Annotated in this window: 17 protein-coding genes and 1 riboswitch; of the genes, 4 read left to right on the forward strand and 13 right to left on the reverse strand. The window is 72.7% G+C overall.

The annotated features are described in order from the left end of the window. Window positions 1-335: 335 nt before the first annotated feature. The 3 genes from ACZOOI_RS16910 to thrC form a co-directional block, all read right to left on the reverse strand. Window positions 336-539, reverse strand: a complete 204-nt coding sequence (locus tag ACZOOI_RS16910; protein WP_020557826.1) for a cold-shock protein — start codon at window positions 537-539, stop codon at window positions 336-338. 423 nt (window positions 540-962) lie between these two features. Beyond that, window positions 963-1,241, reverse strand: a complete 279-nt coding sequence (locus tag ACZOOI_RS16915; protein ID WP_391586586.1) for a MoaD/ThiS family protein — start codon at window positions 1,239-1,241, stop codon at window positions 963-965. Further along, the gene (gene thrC / locus ACZOOI_RS16920; RefSeq protein ID WP_465276652.1) at window positions 1,238-2,512 is read right to left on the reverse strand and encodes a threonine synthase; all 1,275 of its coding nucleotides are present in this window, start codon (window positions 2,510-2,512) and stop codon (window positions 1,238-1,240) included. Before thrC ends, ACZOOI_RS16915 begins: the two co-directional genes overlap by 4 nt. Window positions 2,513-2,528: 16 nt before the next feature. Continuing rightward, window positions 2,529-2,681: riboswitch (SAM riboswitch) on the reverse strand. Between the two features lie 192 nt (window positions 2,682-2,873). On the opposite strand from thrC, the gene ACZOOI_RS16925 reads away from it, so the two are divergent. Further along, complete coding sequence (locus tag ACZOOI_RS16925) at window positions 2,874-3,851, forward strand: glucosyl-3-phosphoglycerate synthase (RefSeq protein WP_465276653.1); 978 nt, start codon at window positions 2,874-2,876, stop codon at window positions 3,849-3,851. Between the two features lie 79 nt (window positions 3,852-3,930). On the opposite strand, the gene ACZOOI_RS16930 is transcribed toward ACZOOI_RS16925, so the two are convergent. Further along, window positions 3,931-4,719 (reverse strand): hypothetical protein, encoded by a 789-nt coding sequence (locus ACZOOI_RS16930; protein ID WP_465276654.1) that lies wholly within the window; start codon window positions 4,717-4,719, stop codon window positions 3,931-3,933. A gap of 137 nt (window positions 4,720-4,856) precedes the next feature. Beyond that, the gene (locus tag ACZOOI_RS16935) at window positions 4,857-5,261 is read right to left on the reverse strand and encodes a peptidase inhibitor family I36 protein (protein ID WP_465276655.1); all 405 of its coding nucleotides are present in this window, start codon (window positions 5,259-5,261) and stop codon (window positions 4,857-4,859) included. A gap of 246 nt (window positions 5,262-5,507) precedes the next feature. On the opposite strand from ACZOOI_RS16935, the gene ACZOOI_RS16940 reads away from it, so the two are divergent. Beyond that, window positions 5,508-6,974 carry an alpha,alpha-trehalose-phosphate synthase (UDP-forming) gene (locus tag ACZOOI_RS16940; RefSeq protein WP_465276656.1) on the forward strand — a complete coding sequence of 489 codons (1,467 nt, stop codon included), beginning with the start codon at window positions 5,508-5,510 and terminating at the stop codon, window positions 6,972-6,974. A gap of 78 nt (window positions 6,975-7,052) precedes the next feature. On the opposite strand, the gene ACZOOI_RS16945 is transcribed toward ACZOOI_RS16940, so the two are convergent. The 4 genes from ACZOOI_RS16945 to ACZOOI_RS16960 form a co-directional block, all read right to left on the reverse strand. Further along, window positions 7,053-8,225, reverse strand: coding sequence for a hypothetical protein (locus tag ACZOOI_RS16945; protein ID WP_465276657.1), 1,173 nt, complete (start codon window positions 8,223-8,225; stop codon window positions 7,053-7,055). Between the two features lie 44 nt (window positions 8,226-8,269). Next, window positions 8,270-9,322, reverse strand: a complete 1,053-nt coding sequence (locus tag ACZOOI_RS16950) for a DUF916 domain-containing protein (protein WP_465276658.1) — start codon at window positions 9,320-9,322, stop codon at window positions 8,270-8,272. A gap of 441 nt (window positions 9,323-9,763) precedes the next feature. Continuing rightward, window positions 9,764-11,161, reverse strand: a complete 1,398-nt coding sequence (locus ACZOOI_RS16955; protein WP_465276659.1) for a WxL domain-containing protein — start codon at window positions 11,159-11,161, stop codon at window positions 9,764-9,766. A gap of 189 nt (window positions 11,162-11,350) precedes the next feature. Beyond that, window positions 11,351-12,382 carry a hypothetical protein gene (locus ACZOOI_RS16960; RefSeq protein WP_465276660.1) on the reverse strand — a complete coding sequence of 344 codons (1,032 nt, stop codon included), beginning with the start codon at window positions 12,380-12,382 and terminating at the stop codon, window positions 11,351-11,353. A 227-nt stretch (window positions 12,383-12,609) separates the two neighbouring features. Here ACZOOI_RS16960 and ACZOOI_RS16965 point away from each other — a divergent pair, with 227 nt between their 5' ends. Then, window positions 12,610-15,027 (forward strand): helicase-associated domain-containing protein, encoded by a 2,418-nt coding sequence (locus ACZOOI_RS16965; protein ID WP_465276661.1) that lies wholly within the window; start codon window positions 12,610-12,612, stop codon window positions 15,025-15,027. Window positions 15,028-15,071: 44 nt separating this feature from the next. Here ACZOOI_RS16965 and ACZOOI_RS16970 read toward each other — a convergent pair whose 3' ends face one another. Beyond that, a complete protein-coding gene (locus ACZOOI_RS16970) occupies window positions 15,072-15,917 on the reverse strand; it encodes a hypothetical protein (protein ID WP_465276662.1) in 846 nt (281 codons plus the stop codon). Continuing rightward, complete coding sequence (locus ACZOOI_RS16975) at window positions 15,914-16,798, reverse strand: ABC transporter ATP-binding protein (RefSeq protein ID WP_465276663.1); 885 nt, start codon at window positions 16,796-16,798, stop codon at window positions 15,914-15,916. Before ACZOOI_RS16975 ends, ACZOOI_RS16970 begins: the two co-directional genes overlap by 4 nt. Window positions 16,799-17,074: 276 nt before the next feature. Here ACZOOI_RS16975 and ACZOOI_RS16980 point away from each other — a divergent pair, with 276 nt between their 5' ends. Continuing rightward, window positions 17,075-18,739, forward strand: coding sequence for a DNA repair helicase XPB (locus ACZOOI_RS16980; RefSeq protein ID WP_465276664.1), 1,665 nt, complete (start codon window positions 17,075-17,077; stop codon window positions 18,737-18,739). A 20-nt stretch (window positions 18,740-18,759) separates the two neighbouring features. Here the strand turns inward: ACZOOI_RS16980 and ACZOOI_RS16985 are convergent, their stop codons facing one another. Continuing rightward, on the reverse strand, window positions 18,760-19,350 hold the full coding sequence (locus tag ACZOOI_RS16985) for a VanZ family protein (RefSeq protein ID WP_465276665.1): 591 nt from the start codon (window positions 19,348-19,350) through the stop codon (window positions 18,760-18,762). Between the two features lie 63 nt (window positions 19,351-19,413). Then, window positions 19,414-19,650 carry a hypothetical protein gene (locus tag ACZOOI_RS16990; RefSeq protein ID WP_465276666.1) on the reverse strand — a complete coding sequence of 79 codons (237 nt, stop codon included), beginning with the start codon at window positions 19,648-19,650 and terminating at the stop codon, window positions 19,414-19,416. Window positions 19,651-19,877: the final 227 nt, after the last annotated feature.

The following is a 19,877-nucleotide window of genomic DNA, read 5'->3' on the forward strand; positions in this document are numbered from 1 at the left end:
GAGTGCTAACGCCAATGATTAGCACTCGACCATGCCGAGTGCAAGCGCAACGGCGGGTCCCGACCCGTCCGTGCGCGCACCTGCGCGTGTCGCACGAGGCGAGGGCCGTCGCGGCCGGGCCTCGCGGGATCGCCCGCGCCGCGGCCGCGCGCACAACGACCGGGGCCCGGCCCCCGCATGGCGGGAAGGCCGGGCCCCGGTCACCGATCGGCCCGATTCGACGATCCGGCAAGGGATCGGTGGGAATCGGAGGATCGGACAAGATGTGTGCTGCGGTGTGTCGTGCAGTCCGTGGTGTGGACCGTTTCAAGCAGAGGAGCGGATTGCTCCCTGGTTCAGGCGGTGACGCGGACCATGTCGGCCTGCGGCCCCTTCTGCCCCTGCGAGATCTCGAACTCGACTCGCTGCCCCTCCTCGAGCGTCCGGTACCCGTCCATCTGGATCGCGCTGTAGTGGACGAAAACGTCCGCACCACCGTCGACCGCGATGAAGCCGTACCCCTTCTCCGCGTTGAACCACTTGACGGCGCCCTGAGCCATTCCTAACTCCCCTGTTACTGGCCCTTTCACGGATACTGCACGCCGCAGCTCCGGGTTCGTATCCAGAAGGACCCGGCCTTCCGCTACGACCGCGGCTGAATGTATCCGGACGGATGCCCGGAGCAACAGGTCAATCGGACGAGAATTCCCGAGTGAATAAAGACCGCATTCTTCGCGAGTCGCCAGGAAAGCCGTATTTCAATTCGTCAGGAAAGCGACCTTCCGTACATAACGGGTGTGATCCCGACCACGGGTTTACCGACGCGTCGCCGCCAAAGCCGGGAAATGGACCCGGTTAAACACGTGTAACGATCACCCTCTCCGGGTGACGAAGAAATCCGCCGCCCGGTGCTCCGGGCGGCGGATTTCTCGGTTCCGTTTCGTGCCCGAGTCGATGAAGATCGGGACCGTCGGCCTATCGCGTCAGCAACCGCCGGCGACCGCCGGGATGATCGAAACGGTGCCCTTGTCGGGGGTGGCCGTGGCGAGACCGTCCGCGAAGCGCACGTCCTCGTCGTCCACGTACAGATTCACAAAGCGACGCAGCTTGCCCTCGTCGTCGAGGATGCGCGCGCGAATTCCGGTGTGATCCTTTTCCAAGGCATCCAGGACCTCGGCGAGGGTCGTCCCCTCGACGGACACCTCGGCCGCCCCGCCCGTGTAGGTGCGCAGGATCGTCGGGATGCGAACGGAGACGCTCATGCCAGGCCGGCCTTTCGGAAGGAATCCAGAGTGGGTCGAATGGTCGCGGTGGCGCCGGTGGTCGGCGTGACCGCGTCCAACGTCTTGAGGCCGTCACCCGTGTTGAGCACGACCGTCTCGGCGTCCGGGTCCAGTGCGCCGGACGCGAGCAGTTTGCGCAGGCAGCCGACGGTCACGCCGCCGGCGGTCTCGCCGAAGATGCCCTCGGTGCGGGCCAGCAGCTTCATCGCCTCGACCACCTCGGCGTCGGTCACGTCCTCCACCGCGCCGCCGGTGCGCTTGCACACGTCCAGCACGTACGGGCCGTCGGCCGGGTTGCCGATCGCGAGCGACTTGGCGATCGTGTCCGGCCGCACCGGGCGGATCACATCCTGGCCGGCCTTCCACGCCGCGGCCACCGGGGAGCACCCGGTGGCCTGCGCGCCGAAGATCTTGTACGGCGTGTCCTCGACCAGGCCGAGGGCGATCAGCTCGCGGAAGCCCTTGTCGATCTTGGTCAGCTGCGAACCGGACGCGATCGGGATGACGATCTGCTCGGGCAGCCGCCAGCCGAGCTGTTCGGCGATCTCGTAGGCCAGCGTCTTGGAACCCTCGCCGTAGTACGGCCGCAGGTTCACGTTGACGAAGCCCCAGTCCTCGCCGGCCGGGTCGCCGATCAGCTCCGAGCAGAACCGGTTGACCTCGTCGTAGGTGCCCTCGATGGCGACCAGCTCGCCACCGTAGACGGCCGCTGTGACGACCTTGCCGGCCTCCAGGTCGGCCGGGATGAACACGCAGCTGCGCAGGCCCGCCCGAGCGGCGGCGGCGCCCACCGCGCCGGCCAGGTTGCCGGTGGAGGAGCAGGAGAGGGTGGTGAAGCCGAAGGTGCGTGCGGCCTCGACGGCGATCGCGACCACGCGGTCCTTGAAGGAGTGCGTCGGGTTGCCGGAGTCGTCCTTGACGTGCAAGTTCGCGATGCCCAGCTCGCGGCCCAGGTTCTCGGCCCGGACGAGCTTGGTGAAACCGGGGTTCAGGTTGGGCCGGGACGCGACGTCCGCGGCGACCGGCAGGAGCGGTGCATAGCGCCAGATGTTCTGCGGGCCGGCCTCGATCTGCTCCCGCGTGACGGTGCCGAAGTCGTAGGCGACCTCGAGCGGGCCGAAACAGGACTCGCAGGCGTACTTCGGGCCGAGTTCGGTGCGTTCGCCGCACTCGCGACACGACAGCGCAACGGCGGGACCGAAGGAGGTGGAGGTGGCGCTGGTGGAGCGGGTGGCGGTGGGTGTCGCCATGGCGAGGGCCTTTCTGTCCTCATCTTTACCCGTGGGGTCCCACGGGCCGGACTTGGCACCTGTCCGATCCGCCGGTGCTCGCTCGCGCCGAAAGCGCGTCACGAGGAATGACGATCGGATGGTTGCCGGGGCTTCAACGGGCCGTTCCCTCTGCCCCTCTGGATGAGCTGCTATGGCGGTGGACACACCCGTCGCCGGGTGGCCGGTCCGCGTTTGTCCGGCTCGACGTGCGATCGTCGTAACCGGTGACGACGACTGTAACCGAACCGGTGCCGCGTCGATCATCCGGTCCACCTCGCGAGACGATAAAGGGTGGCCGCGACCGAGGCCGGAACAGCGGCGACGACAGGGGATTTCGAACGTGCAGCCCGAGGTGAGCGCCTGGCTTCGACGACGGTCCTCCGTCGCCGCGGACTGGCCCGTCGACAAGCTTCTTGACGCCAAACGCGACACCCGGGTCAGCGTCGTCCTGCCCGCGTTGAACGAGGCGGCGACCGTCGGGGACATCGTCAAGGTGATCCGGACCGAGCTGATCGAGCGTGTGCCGCTGGTGGACGAGCTCGTGGTGGTCGACTCCGGATCCACCGACGACACCGCCGGGGTCGCCGCCGACGCGGGCGCGCGGGTCGTGCACCGCGACGACATCCTGCCCGCGCTGGCGGCCGTGCGCGGCAAGGGCGAGGTGTTGTGGCGCTCCCTCCTGGTCACCGACGGCGACATCGTGGCCTTCGTGGACGCCGACCTGAAGGACTTCTCGGCGGATTTCGTCACCGGGATCCTGGGCCCGCTGCTGACCGACCCCACGGTCCGACTGGTCAAGGCCATGTACGACCGGCCGCTGGAGATCGGCGACACGATCGTGCCCGCGGGCGGCGGCCGGGTCACCGAGTTGGTCGCCCGCCCCCTGCTCAACCTGCACTGGCCGGAACTGGCCGGTTTCGTCCAGCCGCTGGGCGGCGAGTACGCGGCCCGGCGCTCGCTCCTGGAACAGTTGCCCTTCCCGTGCGGCTACGGCGTCGAGACCGCGATGCTCGTGGACACCCTGCGCCTGGCCGGTCTGGACGCGATGGCCCAGGTGGACGTGGGCGTGCGCCGGCACAGCCACCAGGACGAGGCCGGCCTCGGCCGGATGGCGGCGGAGATACTCCAGGCCGTGGAGCGCCGACTGCGCCGCGGCCCCACGGGCGCGCACCCGGTCGAGCTCAGCACCGCGCTGACCCAGTTCGAGCGGGACGTGGACGGCTTCCGGCTGCGCACGCACGACGTCGCGGCCCGGGAACGGCCGCCGATGGCGACGGTGCCCGAGTACCGCGCGCGGACCCGCCTGGTCGGGCGCTGAACGCTCGTCCCGGTCGAGCGCCGGACGGCTGTTTCGCGCCATCCCGCGGGCGACGCGCACCCGGTGTGGGCGCGCCCGCTCAGCCGCCCAGGACCGCGGCGACCCGACGGGCGGATTCGTCCTCGTTCGCCCGCACCCGTGCCAGCGCCGCCGCCTCGCGTTCGATCGCCTGGCGCTGGTAGGCCACGTCGACCGCGTACCAGGTGCCCGCCACGTTGTGCTCCGTCCTGCAGGCCACCGTCGCGCTCGCCGCGGCGATCTCGCGCGCGCTCGGCGCGGGCGTGTTCCACGCCGGATCGCCGCCGGCCGCCAACGGGTCGGGGTAGTCGAACCCCTTCGCGCGCATGCAGGTCGACCACTGCGCCAGCACCCGAAGCACCCGAGGGTCGGCCCGCGACCGCTCGAACGACTCCACGTCCAGCCGACTCGGCAGCGCCGCGCGCTCCAGCGCCGGATCCACGCCCAACGCGAACCGCGCCTGGCCCAGGCAGCCCGGCCCCGGCCGATCGGTGCCCTCGGTCGGCGCCGGCGGCTCGCCGTCCGCCCCGGCCGCGCCGTACAGCGCCACCGCCAGCTCCCGGCTCGGCGCCGGCGCGCTCGGCTTGGCGGTGCCGCCGGCGACGGCGCCCGGCGGCCGAAAGCCCCACGTGGCCACCTCGACCGGGTCGCCCACGCCGTAGCGGCGCTCGGTGCGCGACTTCAACACCGGCCCGCCGTCCGCGACGGGCGGCGTCGGGTAGGTCAGGCCCAGCCGGGCCAGGCAGTCCCGGATCAGCACCGACTCGGCCGAGGCCCGCCGGGCGCGCTGTTCCCGGGTCGGCAGGTAGGCCGCGATCGGCAGGTCGAGCCCGGTCACGTCGCCGCTCACCGGAGTCGCCGCCGGCGGCGGGGCGCCGGACGCGCGGTCGGCCGCGGGCGGGCGGTCGCCGCGGTCGCCGGCTCCGGTGCACCCGGCCAATGCGAGGCACAACACCGCGATCGCGGCCGACCCGCGACGCGGGCGCCCTACTGCGCGGTCCAACTGCCGGACGCGTTGTTGTTCTTCAACGCCGGGTCGAGGTTGGCCGTCGACTTCGGGCCGATCTCCTGGACCGGACCCTGGTAGTTGCTGCCGTAGTAGATCCGCAGGATGTGCGTCGGATCGTTGTTCCACACCGACGCGGCGTTGTTCTTCACCGGCACCCCCGTGCCGCTGCTGCCGTCCGGGGACCGCATGAAGGTGTAACCGGCGTAGTTGGCCACGTTGTACCGGTGATCGAAGCGCGCACCCTTGGTGTTCGAGTTGTAGTACAGACACGCGTCCCCGTCGTTGCACGCGCCGTCTCCCTCGGCGACCGCCGGTGCCGCACCGGCCGCGAGGACCAGCGCGGCGGCCACCGCACCCGCACCGAGCCCACGATTGCTGCGCATACCCGATTCCCCCTTGCCCCGTGGCCCGCAGGCCCGATTTCCGGGCCCGGGTCCGATCCGTCGATCGAGTCGGCGGGCCGAGTCACCCGGTCGCATCCGAGCGAGATCGGCCCGACGAGTCAAGAGAAAACACACCTTCGCTACTCCCGGTAATGACATGCATACGTGATTCTCGCCACACCGTTCGAGTCGGCGGGCGCGATCGGGTCGGGTTTGCGCACCGGGATGCGTGGCTAGGGTCGGGGCATGAGTGCTCCCCCTCCCGCCGGTGTCCTGGTCGCGTCCAATCGCGGTCCCGTGTCCTTCTCCCTGGAGGACGACGGCACGCTTTCGGTGAGCCGCGGCGGCGGCGGACTCGTGTCCGGACTGTCCACAGCAGGGCAGGGAACCGGCGCCGTATGGGTCTGCTCGGCGCTCGGCGAGGCCGATCGCACCGCGACCCGGGCCGCTCCCTCGGGCCGGCTGGATCTCGCCGGTCACGACACCGGCGGCCTGGCGGTGCGGATGCTCGACATCGACCCCGGCACCTTCGCCCGGGCGTACAACGCCATAGCGAATTCGACCCTGTGGTTCGTCCACCACCTGCTCTACGACACCCCGTCCAAGCCGGTCTTCGACGCGCGCTTCCGCAAGGAGTGGGCCTCCTACGAGGCGTACAACCAGGCCTTCGCGGAGGCGCTGGCCGAGGAGGCCGCCGAGGGCGCCAAGGTGGTCGTGCAGGACTACCACCTGACCCTGGTGCCGGTGCTGCTGCGCCGGCTGCGTCCGGATCTGCGGATCGGGCACTTCTCGCACACCCCGTGGTCGCCGCCGGACTACTTCCGGCTGCTGCCCGACGACATCGCGCGGTTCGTCCTGGAGGGCGTGCTCGGCGCCGACCACGCGGGCTTCTTGACCCGGCGCTGGGCGCTCGCCTTCCTGGACTGCTGCGCGGACGTGCTCGGCGCGACGGTGGACCGGGACGCGATGACCGTCACGCATGCGGGCCACGTGACCGAGATCGGCGTGCACGGCCTGGGCGCGGACGGCGAGTTCCTGCGCGAGCGGGCGTCGCGTGCCGACGTGGACACCCGGCTCGCCGGACTGCGCGAGGCGGTGGGTGATCGCCGGGTGATCGTCCGGGTGGACCGCACCGAACTGTCCAAGAACATCGTCCGGGGCCTGCTCGCCTATCGCGAGCTGCTGCGCACCCGACCGGAATGGCTCGGTCGGGTGGTGCACGTCGCGTTCGCCTACCCCTCCCGGCACGACCTGCCGGAGTACCGCGAGTACACCGCGGCGGTGCAGCGGGTGGCCAAGGAGATCGACGACGAGTTCGGCACCGGCGACTGGCAGCCGCTGATCCTGCACGTCAACGACGACTTCCCGCGCTCGCTCGCGGCGTACCGATTGGCCGACGTCGCGCTGGTGAACCCGATCCGGGACGGGATGAACCTGGTCGCCAAGGAGGTTCCGGTCGTCTCGCTCCTGGACGAGGCGCACGGAGGGTGTGCGCTGGTGCTCTCGCGCGAGGCGGGAGCGTGCGAGGAACTCGGCGAGGACTCGATCGTGGTCAACCCGTTCGACGTCTCGCAGACCACCGAGGCGCTGCACGCGGCGCTCACGATGGACCCCACCGAGCGGCTGCGGCGCACCAAGCGGCTGGCCGCCGCCGCGGTCGCGCTGAACCCGCAGCAGTGGTTCCTGGAGCAGTTGGACGCGCTCGGCAAGTAGGCACTGCGGGCCGCCGCCCGCGCCTGCCGACACCCGCCCGCGCCCGCCGGTTCGACCGGCGGGCGCGGGCGGTCGGGCTCAGGCCGCCGTGGGCGGGCCGGCGCGGCGGCGGCGCGTGGTCAGCACGGCCACGGCGCCGGCGCCGATCAGGGCGACGCCGGTGACACCCGCGCCGACCAGGCCGGCCGGTCCGGTCAGCGGCAGGCTGCCGCCGCCGGACTTGCCCGCGCCGCCGCTCGTGCCGCTCGTGCCCGCGGCGGTGCCGCCGGTCGAGCCGCCGCCGGTGGTGGTGGCGCCATTCGGGCCCGAGGTGCCGCCGCCGGTCGTGGTGCCGGCCCCGCCCGTCGTGCCGGATCCGGCCGTGGCCGAGCCGCCCTTGAAGGAGACCTTCACGAACGCGTCCTGGCTGCGGTCGGGCGAGCCGTGGGCGGCCATGGTGAGCACGTAACACTCGGTCTGGAGGCAGTCGACGTCCTTGCCCGCACCGTTCTTGTAGCTCGCCTTGACGTCGGTGAGGGTGGCCGAGAACGTGCCGTCCGGGTTGATCCCGTCCGGGCCGTACGCCTTGAGCCACTTCGAGGCGCCGTAGTTGCCCGCGTTGGTGGTCCAGTCGGCCTCCTTGGGCCCGAACACCACGTAGATCCCGTTGCCGCTGCCGGCCGCGTAGCCGGAGCCCTCGACCGTGATCGACGCGCCCGCCGGGTCCAGGCCGGTGCTCGGCGTGACGGTCAGCCTCGCGCCGCCGGCCGCCGCCTGCGGTGCGGCCTGAGCGAGTTGCGCCGGTGCCGCCGGTGCGGCGGCGCGCAGCGATCGGGGGGCACCGCCGGGCGCCGGCGCGGCGAAGGTCAGCGCGACCTCGGCGGTCGGTCCGCCCTCGACGCCGACCCGGACCTCGAACGCGGGCGCGTCCGGAGCGAATCCGGTGCCCACCCGCAGCGGCGTCGCGACGACGCCCTGCCCGTCGGCGGCGAGCGTGCGGCTGCCCGCCCGGTCGGCGGTGCCGCCGCCGTACAGCGCGACGGTGACCCGGGCACCGGGGGCGAACCCGCGGCCCACGACGGTGATCTCGTCGCCGGCCGGGGCCAGCGCGGTGCTGCGCGACACGGTCGCGGTGGGCCCGGCCGGGCTCTCGGCACGGGTGTCGGCGGGTGCGGCCGAGGCAACCGCGGCGGCGCTCAGCACGCCGGCGGCGGCCAGGCCGAGCGCGGCGGCCGAGCCTGCGGCGCGACGGACACGGGGGGAGGTGTACATGTCGGCTCCTGGTGGGGTCGGGGCGGCGACGCGACGGCGGATGCTCAGCCGGTCGGGTCGGCGGTGACTTCGGTGCGGGAGGCGGCGGCGTCCGGCGCGGTGTCGGTGTCCTTCGCGGCGGCGGCTGCTGCTGCGGAGGAGGCAGCAGCAGCGGCGCGGCGTCGGCGGAGCGTCGCCACGCCATAGGCGATCAGCGCGCCGAGCAGCAGCGTGATCGCGCCCAGCAGCAGCCACGGCAGCGCCCACACGCTCGTCGACTTCGTGGTCACCGTCGCCGGGTTGCCGGTGACCTCGACGTTCGCGGTGAGTCGACCGGCCGGGAAGACGCCGTCGAAGCGCTGTACCACCTCGTGCGTCGCCCCCGGCAGCAGCTCGGGCAGGGCGGCTCGGGCGGGGCCGCCCAGTCGCCAACCGCCGGGCCCGGAGACGGTGGTCTCGACGCCCGCCGTGGTGCGTACGTTGCCGGTGTTGCGCACCCGGTAGCGCACGACCGCCTCGGCGCCGCCGAACATCGCGATCGGGTTGTCGTAGGACAGCCGCAGCTCCTCGATCGCCAGGCGCGGTACGGCGGGGCCGTCCACGCGCAGGTAGATCCGGGCGCCGACGCGCCGGTCGACGTCGAATCGTTGTTGTCCCGGGCCGGTCGCCTCGGCCTTGATCGAGGCGACGACGGCGCCGGTGTGGTCGCCGGGGCTCGCGTCCGCCGGGACGGTCAACCGGAACGGGATGTCCGCGCGTTTGCCCGGCGCCACCGTGTACGACTCGGCGTCGAAGCCGATCCACGCAGCGACGTCCTTCGGCTGCTCGGCGGCGGTCAACAGGGTCATCCCGCCGTCGGCGGCGAGCACGGCGTCGGTGGCGTACACGCGCAGCGTCAGCGGCTTGTCCCCGAAGTTGGACACGCCGACCACGTCGACCAGGGTCTGTCCCGGCGCGGCGGTCAACACGAAGTGGTCGCGCCCGCCCGCCGGTTGCACGCCCCAGGTGAACTCGTCGGCGGCCCGGGCGGGCGCTGCGAGTGCGACGAGTGCGACGAGTGCGGTGAGGGGCAGGACGGTGGCGAACAGGGCGCACAACAGGCGGGCGGCGGTGCGCATGGGGGGGTGGCTCCTTTGTTGGGCGCCTTCGGCGCCGGCTCGCGAGGCACGCTTTGTTGGGCGCCTTCGGCGCCGGCTCGCGAGGCACGCTTTGTTGGGCGCCTTCGGCGCCGGCTCGCGAGGCACCACTTTTTTCTCTCCCCCGCTTCGCTCCTCCGAGAAAAAAGTGGCCCCTCGCTCGTGACTTCGTGTCCCTCCGCTTCGCTCCGGGGCACGAAGTCTTGGTTTTGCGGCTCCGCCGCTCTCCGCGCTTCGCGCGTCGATCACCGGGGGCGGCGCGTGTCGGGGGCGCTGACGCGCCTGGGGGTGGGCGCCGGGGGTGGGCGTTCGGGGTGGGGGCGGGGAGGGTGTGGGGTGGTGCGGTGGGGGGATCCCCCGACGGGGTGGTGGCGGGGATGGTCGTCGGCGGCGGGTCGGGGGATGGGGTGGGTGGGGGAGGGGTCAGATGAGGGTCAGGGTCAATGTGCCGGTGTAGGTGCCGGGCACGGTGATGCCGGGGACGCCGAGTTTCAGGGCGCCCGCGCATTCGAACGAACCGGCGCTCGCGCCGGCGGCGGACGAGCACAGGGTGCGCGGTCGGCCCAGGCCGGTGCCGGGTTCGGCCTTGGCGCCCGCGGTGACCTGCGGGGTGGCGCCGCCGGTGGGCAGCGTGCCGGTGACCGACTTCGCGGTGGGCGTCCAGCCGAGGTTGTCGCCGACGATCCGGCCGCCGGCCGCGGTCAGGTCGCTGGCCTGGCCGGTCAGCGTCCAGCCCGCGTTGGTGCCGCGCGCGTCGGAGACGGTGAGCGGGTTGAGCGCGCCGCCGGTGAAGGCGTCCTTGCCGTTCAGGGTGACGCCCGGGAGCGCGACGTCGGTGCCGCCGACGCCCAGTGTCAGCGGGCCGCCCTGCACGTCGGTGGTGATCACCTGGTAGCCGGTGCCGGGGCCCGGCGGGACCGTCGGGGCCTTGAACGCGACCGGCAGGAAGGTGTCCTGGCTGCGGTCGGGCGAGCCGTGCGCGGCGAAGGTGACCACGTGGCACGTCGTCACGGCGCAGTCGAACTCGACGCCGTCCTTGTTCTTGTACTTGGCCTTCATGCCGTCCAGGGTCAGCGTGAAGCTGCCGTCGGCGTTCAGCTTGGCCTGGCCCGGCGAGGCGGCCGGGTTGGTGCGCACCCACTTGGTCGCCTGGTACGGCGCCGGGTTGGTGTTCCAGTCGGCGTTCTTGGGGCCGAACGCGACGTAGATGCCGTTGCCGCCGTCGCGGACCGGGTCGAAGCCGGTGCCGGTGACGGTGAACGTCTGGCCGGCCGGATCGGCGCCGGCGGCCGGGGTCACCGCGAGCCTGGGCGTCTGCACGGGCGGCGTGCCGTTCTTGAACGCGACCGGTGTGAAGGTGTCCTGGCTGCGGTCGGTCATGCTCGCGCCGTGCGCGGCGAAGGTGACGACCCGGCACTCCTGCTTCAGGCAGTCCACCTCCTTGCCGTTTCCGTCGGTGTACTTCGCCTTGACGTCGAGCGTCGTGGTGAAGGCGCCGTCGGCGCTCATCTTGCTGCCCGCGACCCACGCCTGGGCGCTGTAGGCACCCGCGTTGCTGTAGTAGTCGTCGATCTTGGGTCCGAACAGGACGTAGACCCCGTTGCCCGAGTTGCGCACCTTGTCGAAACCCGTGCCGGTGACGGTGATCGTGGCGCCGGCCGGGTCGACGTCGACGGCGGGCGACACACTCACGGACGGGGTCGTGGCGGCCTGCGCGGGCGAGGCCAGGCTCACGCCGGCCAGCGCCAGCGCGGCGGTTGCGCCCATCGCCCCGAAGCGGATCAAGCGGTTCGCGGGCCGGGGCCGCGCTCCGTTCGTCATCCTTGGCTCCTCCATCTGGCAGTGTGCACAGTGCGGCGCCCGGACCTATTAGCGGTAGGTCCGGGCGCCGTCCGATGCAGAGGAGGTAAGGCTAACCTAATTAATGGGATCGTAAAGAGCGGATGCGGCGCCCCGGCAGCGGAGTGCGTCACACCCGGACAAGTCCGAGTACGGGTGGTGTTCCCGTGCCTACGCGGTGATCTGACGACGATTCAGTCGCCACAGCAGATACAGGGACGCGGCGATCGCGGCGATCCGGATCATCCCGGGCAGCAGCTCGCCGAAGCGGTCCCACGCCTCGTCCCGGGTCAGATCCGCGCCCAGGTGCCCGGTGGCGCGCATCCACATGCCGATCGCGAAAGCCAGGGCGGTCGCGCCGGGGACGTAGAACGCGGCGAACCGCCGTTCCTTGAGCGACCACGCGCCCGCCGTGAAGACCACCAGGTAGCCGAGCAGCACCACCACGGTCGACGCCACGATCGCACCGATCGCCATCATCGCGATCGCGAACACCTCGCGTACCTGCGTGCGCAGCGCGCCCGGACCGAACATGCCCAGGGCCGGCGTGGGTTCGGTCAGCGATTCCTCGTCGTCCCAGGTCGCCGACGTGTCCGAGACCACGCCGATCGGATATGCCGGTGCGTGCAGCGAGCCGTCGCCGTACACGTCGAGGACGGGTCGCTCCGGCGTCCCGCCCTCCGGCGGCGTCCGCCACCACAGCGGCTCCTCCTCGGGATCCGCGAGCGGGACCGGCTTGGGCGCGGCGCCGCCGGCCGCGGTCTCGGCGAGCGTGGGCGGACCGGCCGCCGGGGCCGCCTCGGGGGAGACCCGGGGCGGCGGCGCGGCCTGCTGCGGGCGGGACGGATCCGGCACGGCCGGAATCGGCGTCGCGTCCGCGCGAAAGCCCATCTGGCGCGCCACCGTGGCGTAACGCGAGCCGCGCATCGACATCGCGCCGACGCCGTCGTCGGCCCCGGCGGTGCGCAGGTCGCCGAGCCGGTACAACTCGTGGCCGACCACGGCCTCGGGGCTGCCGAGCCGATCCAGGACGACCTGCACGGTGCCGGGGGTGTGTGCGTTCAGCCGCTCGCGCTCGCTGTTGATCTGGCTGCGCAACCGCTCCACCAGTCGGGCCCGGTCGGCGGGGCGCAGTCTGCGCTGGGCGGCGTCGCCGACCTCGCCCAGGTACTGCAGAACCAGATGATCGCTCTCGAAGTTCACGCCCCCACCCCACCCCCGCCGAAGGATCGTCGCATCGGCACGACGCTTGCATCGGTAAAGCGACAACTCAGCGTAGGGGCCCGGGCGAAGCGGAGCGAGGGGTTGACCGAAATGGTGATCGCACGGACCGCCCGAGGCGGTGTCGACGGCCGATATTCGGTCGCCGAAGGGCACCGGGATCTCGGGAGCGGTGATCGTCGGCGGGCGGACCGTCTAACGTTGATGGGATGACCACAGCTGCGTCGCCCACCCGTGCCGAGGCGGATCGGCCCGCCGAGTCCGGCCCCCGGACGCTCGCCGAGGATCTGCGCGGGCGCACCGACGCGGCCCTCGCCGCGTTGTTGCGGGCCCGGCCGGACCTGACCACCCCGGTCCCGGTGGACCTGACCCAGCTGGCCACCCGGGCCACCACGCGGGCCTCGATCGCCCGGGCCCTGGAGCGGCTGGACCGGTTCACCCTCCAGGTGGTGGACGCCGCGGTGGTGCTGCCCGACGGATTCGCGGCGGCCCGGCTGCACCCCCTGGTCGGCGCGGCTCCCGAGGCGCTCGCCCGGGCCGTGGCCAATTTGCGCGAGCAGGCCCTGCTGTGGGGCCCGGACGACGCGCTGCGGGTGGTGCGCACGGTGCGCGACCTGGTCGGCGCGAGTCCGGCCGGGCTCGGCCCGACGCTGGCCGGCGCGTCGGCCGCGACCGCGCCGTCCCGGCTCCAGGAGGTGCTCGCCGATCTCGGTCTGGGCTCCACCCACGACGCGGTCTCCGCGATCGCGGCGATCACCGCACTGTTCACCGACCCGGCCCGCCTGGACGCACTGCTCGGACAGGCTCCCCAGGCGGCGTGCGAGGTGCTGGACAAGCTGGTCTGGGGCCCGCCCACGGGCAGCGTGCGCGGCGCGGACCGGCCGGTGCGCGCCGACGCGGCGCGGACCCCGGTGGAGTGGCTGCTGGCCCGGGCGCTGCTGGTGCCGGCCGGCCCGGACGCGGTGGTGTTGCCGCGCGAGGTGGCGCTGCACCTGCGCGGCGGCCGGGTGCACCGGACCCTGGAGCCCGCGCCTCCCGAGCTGCCGACGCGCGCACACGATCCACAGGCTGTGGACAGCCTGGCGGCCGGTTCCGCGTTCACCGCCGTGCGTCGGGTCGAGGACCTGCTGGAGGCGTGGAGCGCGGGCGGGCCGGCCGTGCTGCGGGCCGGCGGCCTGGGCATGCGCGAGTTCAAGCGCGCCGCGGTGCAGTTGGACGCGCCCGAGGCCGAGGTCGCGCTGTGGCTGGAGTTGGCCTACGCGATGGGCCTGGTCGCGGGCGACGGCGAACCGGACGAGCAGTGGTTGCCCACCCCCGCCTACGACACCTGGCGGCGCACCCCGGTGGGCACCCGCTGGGCCGCGCTCGCCGGCACCTGGCTGGAGACCACCCGGGTGCCCGCGCTGGTCGGCTCGCGCGACGACAAGGACCGGCCGATCGGCGCACTGGGCCTGCAGGTGGACCGCACCGCCGCGCCCGAGGTGCGCCGCCGGATCCTGGCCACGCTGGCCGCACTGCCGCCGGGCTCGGCCACCGACGCCGACTCGCTGCTCGCGCACCTGACCTGGCATCAGCCGATCCGGGCCGCGCGGCTGCCCGAGGCGTTGTTCCGGGCGATGCTGGTCGAGGCCGAACTGCTCGGCATCACCGGGCGGGGCGCGCTCGCCGGATACGCCCGCACGCTGGCCGAGGGCCGGGTCTACGAGGCGGGCGACGCGCTGACCCCGCTGCTCCCGGAGCCGCTGGACCACGTCTTCCTCCAGGCCGACCTCACCGCCGTGGCCCCGGGCCCGCTGGTCCTGGACCTCGCGCACGAACTGCACTTGGCCGCCGACGTGGAGTCCACCGGCGGCGCCACCGTGTACCGCTTCAGCGAGTCGTCGGTGCGCCGCGCACTGGACGCCGGCCGCACCGCGGCCGACCTGCACCACCTGCTCGCGACCCACTCGCGCACGCCGGTGCCGCAACCGCTCGGCTATCTCGTGGACGACGTCGCCCGCCGACACGGCCGGATCCGGGTCGGCACCGCGGCGGCCTTCCTGCGTTGCGACGACGACGCGCTGCTGGGCGAACTGCTCGCCGACCGCCGCGCCGCCGGACTGCGGCTGCGCCGGCTGGCCCCTACCGTGCTGGCGGCGGAATCCGCGCCGGACACGGTGCTGGAGAAGCTGCGCGCGCTGGGCTTCGCGCCGGTCGCCGAGTCCGCCACCGGCGACCTGGTGCTGACCCGACCGGACACCAGACGCACCCCGCCGCGCTCGGCACCGCCTCGGGTGGCCGGCGAACCGCCGGCGCCGAGCGAGGCGCTGCTCGGCGCGGCCGTCACCGCGATCCGCGCGGGCGACGCGGCCGCCACCGGCCGGGTCGACGACGGCGCGGAACGCGACGGCGAGCCGGTCGAACTGCCGCGCACCTCGGCCGCCGAGACGCTGCTCGCGCTCCAGGCCGCGCACGCCGACCGGCGGGCGGTGTGGATCGGACACGTCACCCGCGAGGGCCGGGCCACCCAGCACATCGTGATCCCGCTGCGCCTGGAGGGCGGCTACGTCACCGCCCACGAACAGGGCACCGGCGAGATCCACACCTACCCACTGCACCGCATCACCGGCGTCGCCGAAACGAACTAGGCCGGACACGGCCCGGCCCCACCCCGGGCGCGTCGGCGCCCCCTCTACATCTCCCGACGCCCGATCCGCCACACCGCGAGCCATACGCACAGGGCGGACAGGACCAGGGACAGTGCGAGGTTGTCGCCGTACTCCCCGGGGTCGTGCCCGCGCAGCAGGTCGACCTGGGAGTTGAACAACTGGGACGGCAGCCAGGTCTGCACCGGCCGCCACAGCGCCGCGAGCGGCATCAGCACGAAGCTGACCAAAGTCGCGCCGAAGATCGCCACCGGTCGGCGCAGGAACGCGGCCATCGCGGCGACCACGCTGAGTTCGAGCACCACGCCCACGATCCCGTAGAACGACCCGTAGAAGACGGCTCTGGCCGGCAGCGGGCCGAACATCCAGTGCACCTGGGCCCAGGCGATCAGGCTGCCCAGCAGATAGGCCAGCGAGACCGCCGCCGTGGTCACCGTGTACCGGGGCAACACGAGGTCGCGCGGCCTGCGCATCCGGGTGCGGTGGAACGCGGCCAGGCCGGGCCGATGGTCGACCGCCAGCGCACTCGCCATCAGCGCGAGCCCGACCAGGACGCCGATCTGGCCGGCGGCGTAGGTGTACACCGCCATCCCGCTGTCCGCCCGCAACCCGCCCGTCGGTGCCACCGCGTCGATGTGCAGCGCCTCGACGATCCGGTCGCGGTGCCTGGCGAACACCGGGCCGATCAGGCCCACGCCCGGATAGGCCACCAAGAGCAGCAGCCACCGCCGGGTACGCACCAGCCGCAGCCACTCCAGGCGCCACAGGCCCAGCCGACGCGGCCCGCGCGGGACCCGATCGACGCCGGCCACCACCGCGGGCACGGCCGGTTGGGTCGATGCGGGCGCCTGCACCGCGCCGGATCGCGTCATCGCGGACCGCCGGTGATGGACAGGAATGCCGCCTCCAGGTCCGACTCCTCCGGCGCGACCGAGACCACCCGGGCCGAGCTGCGGCTGAGCACCTCGGCGAGGTGCCGCTCGCCGGCCTCCAGCGACCGGGCCTCGACCCGGAACAGGCCGGGTCGCAGCGACGATACGCGCGCGACCCAGTTCTCCGCCGCGAACGCGCGCAACAGATCGGTGCCGCCGCCGCGCACCCGCACCAGCCAGCTCGGCCGCATGTGCGTGTCCACCAATTCGGCGGTCGACCCCTGGTAGAGCAGCCGGCCCGCGCGCATCACGCCCACCTGATCGCAGACCCGCTGTACGTCGGCCAGGATGTGGCTGGAGAAGACCACCGTGGTGTGTTCGCGCAGGCTCGCCACCAGGTCGAGCACGTCGGCCCGACCACGCGGGTCCAGCGCGGAGGTGGGTTCGTCCAGGATGAGCAGTTCGGGGTCGGCCACCAAGGCGGCGGCCAGGCCCAGGCGCAGCGTCATGCCGCGGGAGAGCGAGCCGGCCTTGCGATCGGCGCACCCGGACAGTCCGGTGCGGTGCAGCGCGACCTTGATCTTCTCCCGGGGCAGCCGTCCGTCGACGAGGTTTCCGGCCAGTTCGACCACCTCGGACGCGGTCAGCCACGGTTCGAATTCGGGCACATCCGTGGACACCGCGACGCGACGCCGTTCGACCCCGAAGAGCACCTCGCCGGAATCCGCCCGGCGGGTGCCGCCCATGATCGACAACAGCGTGGTCTTGCCCGCGCCGTTCGGTCCCACCAGGCCGTATACGCAGCCGCGCGGCACCGTCAGGTCGATGCCGAAGATCCCGGTGCCACCGCCGTAGTCCCGGGTCAGGGCGCGTGTGGACACGGCGGGACCAGTCGGTTCGCCGGCGTGCTCGGGGGTCTCGGCGGCGGTGCGATCGGGACGGGGAACCCGATCGTCGGAGGCCGACGACGTTTGTTGCGCCATCAAGTATCCAGGGTAGGTAGACGGGCCGGTTTGTGTGTTCCTCCGTAAGGATGGGTCTGGCGCTCCTCCCTGGGCAGTACTGCCCCTGAAGCCTGCTCCCGCCGATGACAAACGGTTTTCGGAACACGGCCGCCGCGCGGATGGTTGAGACTTGTTGGTCCCGTCCCCTCCACCATGCGGAAAGGTTGGCCCGTGCCCGATGGCCCGCTGATCGTCCAGTCCGACAAAACCCTGCTCCTCGAGGTGGGGCACGAGACCTCCGCCGACTGCCGTCGGGCGATCGCTCCGTTCGCCGAGCTCGAACGCGCCCCGGAGCACGTGCACACCTACCGGCTGACCCCGCTGGGCCTGTGGAACGCGCGTGCCGCGGGCCACGACGCCGAGCAGGTCGTGGACGTACTGCTGCGCTACTCGCGCTACCCGGTGCCCAACGCGCTGCTCGTGGACGTCGCCGAGACGATGGGCCGCTACGGCCGGCTCCAGCTGTCCAAGCACCCCACCCACGGCCTGGTGCTGACCAGCACCGACCGTGCGGTGTTGGAGGAGGTGCTGCGCAGCAAGAAGATGATTCCGCTGGTGGGCGCGCGGGTGGACCCGGACACCGTGGTGGTGCACCCCTCCGAGCGCGGCCAGATCAAGCAGGTGCTGCTCAAGCTCGGCTGGCCCGCGGAGGACTTCGCGGGCTACGTGGACGGCGAGGCGCACCCGATCGAGCTGGCCGAGGACGGCTGGGGACTGCGGCCGTACCAGCAGGAGGCGGTCGAGGGCTTCTGGCACGGCGGCTCGGGCGTGGTCGTGCTCCCGTGCGGCGCGGGCAAGACGCTGGTCGGCGCGGCGGCGATGGCCACCGCGAAGGCGACCACGCTGATCCTGGTCACGAACACGGTCTCGGCCCGGCAGTGGAAGTCCGAACTGGTCAAGCGCACCTCCCTGACCGAGGACGAGATCGGCGAGTACAGCGGTACCCGCAAGGAGATCCGGCCGGTCACCATCGCCACCTATCAGGTGGTGACCACGCGCCGGAAGGGCGTCTACCCGCACCTGGAGCTGTTCGACTCCCGGGACTGGGGCCTGATCGTGTACGACGAGGTTCACCTGCTGCCCGCCCCCATCTTCCGGTTCACCGCCGACCTGCAGGCCAGGCGCCGGCTCGGCCTGACCGCGACGCTGGTGCGCGAGGACGGCCGCGAAGGGGACGTGTTCTCGCTGATCGGTCCCAAGCGCTACGACGCGCCGTGGAAGGAGATCGAGAACCAGGGATACATCGCGCCGGCCGACTGCGTCGAGGTGCGGGTGACCTTGACCGAGACCGAGCGGCTGGCCTACGCGACCGCCGAACCCGAGGAGCGGTACCGCTTCTGCGCGACCACCGCGAGCAAGACCCGCGTGGTCAAGGAGCTGGTCGAGCAGCACCGCGGCGAACAGACCCTGATCATCGGGCAGTACATCGACCAACTCGACGAGTTGGGCGAGGTGTTGAACGCGCCGGTGATCAAGGGCGAGACCACCAACAAGGAGCGCGAGCGGCTGTTCGACGCGTTCCGTACCGGCGCGGTGCAGGCGCTCGTGGTCAGCAAGGTGGCGAACTTCTCGATCGACCTGCCGGACGCGACGGTGGCCATCCAGGTGTCCGGCTCGTTCGGCTCGCGACAGGAGGAGGCCCAGCGGCTCGGGCGGGTGCTTCGGCCCAAGGCCGACGGCCGGGGCGCGCGCTTCTACTCGGTGGTCGCCCGCGACACCATCGACCAGGACTTCGCCGCACATCGGCAACGGTTCCTCGCGGAGCAGGGATACGCGTACCGGATCGTCGACTCCGACGACCTGGACAAGCAGAGGTAGCCCGGAACCGGGGCGTTCGGTCACTCGGTCGGGCGCTGCTCGACCGTCTTCGTGGTCCGCTCCCGCCGCCACCACGGGGTGCGGCGGGGGTGGACCCGGGCGGCCAGGTGTCGGCCGAGGAATATGTAGGCCAGGAACGCGCCGGTCGCGTTCAGGATCACGTCGTCGATGTCGAACGCGCGGCCGACGACGAACAGGCCCTGCACGGCCTCGACCACGAGCATCAGCACGCCGACGGTGAGCAGGATCCGGAGCGGGCCGCGCAGCCGGGCGGAGACCACCGGGAGCAACACGCCCAGCGGTGTGCACAACACCAGGTTGCCGCCGATCTGCCGGACCGCGTCCCGGACTTCGGGGCGGTCCAGGTAGGACCGGATCGAGTCGCCCGGGTCGGTGTTGTCGGTGACCAGGTCCTGCGAATCGGGCTGTGGGGTGAACGTCACCCGGGCCAGCACCAGGGCGAAGGCGACCAGGGCCAGTACCCCGAGCCCGATCGCGACGGCGCGCAACACGCGGGCACCGCGCGAGCGGGTGGGCCGGGGGTGCTCCGTGGGGTCGGCGGCAGCCGTGCGCCGCGCGTCCCCGGTGCCGAGCGCATCCACCGTGTCCACTCCCGACTGTCGGTTCGGCTGCCTGGGCGGGCGTCTGCCCGCGCGCGGCCGGACCATGCGGGGTCACGGCACGGCGTGCCGACCGAGCAGGGTGACCCGAACGGCCGTACTGGTGAACACCCATGTGCCGCGCGCGACCGTCGCGGTGATGTGCGCGGGCCGGCGCAGCCGGGCGCGGACCAGGTCGGTGAAGGGGATCCCGGGGGCGGTCCCGGCGGGGACCCCGGCGGCGGAGGAGGAGCCGCGCAGCGTCGGCATCCGCAGCGATCGGGGGGCGGGGAGATGCGTCATCGTGCTCATGTCCTCGACGCTATGCGGACCGACATAACGGGCGCGTCAGCACCAGGGCGCCCGTTGCGGTACCTCTCGCGGATGACCGCCCCTCGGGGGTCGACCGCGCGACCGACCCGGTGGGTCGGGGGCGGTCCGGTCCGCCCGGTTGGTGGGCCGGCGGAGCCGTCCGGTCCGGATCCGGTCCGGATCGACATCGCGCGGGGCCGTGGGTTTCTCGACGGGGAGATCTGCTT

Source organism: Embleya sp. L77, from assembly GCF_055557415.1.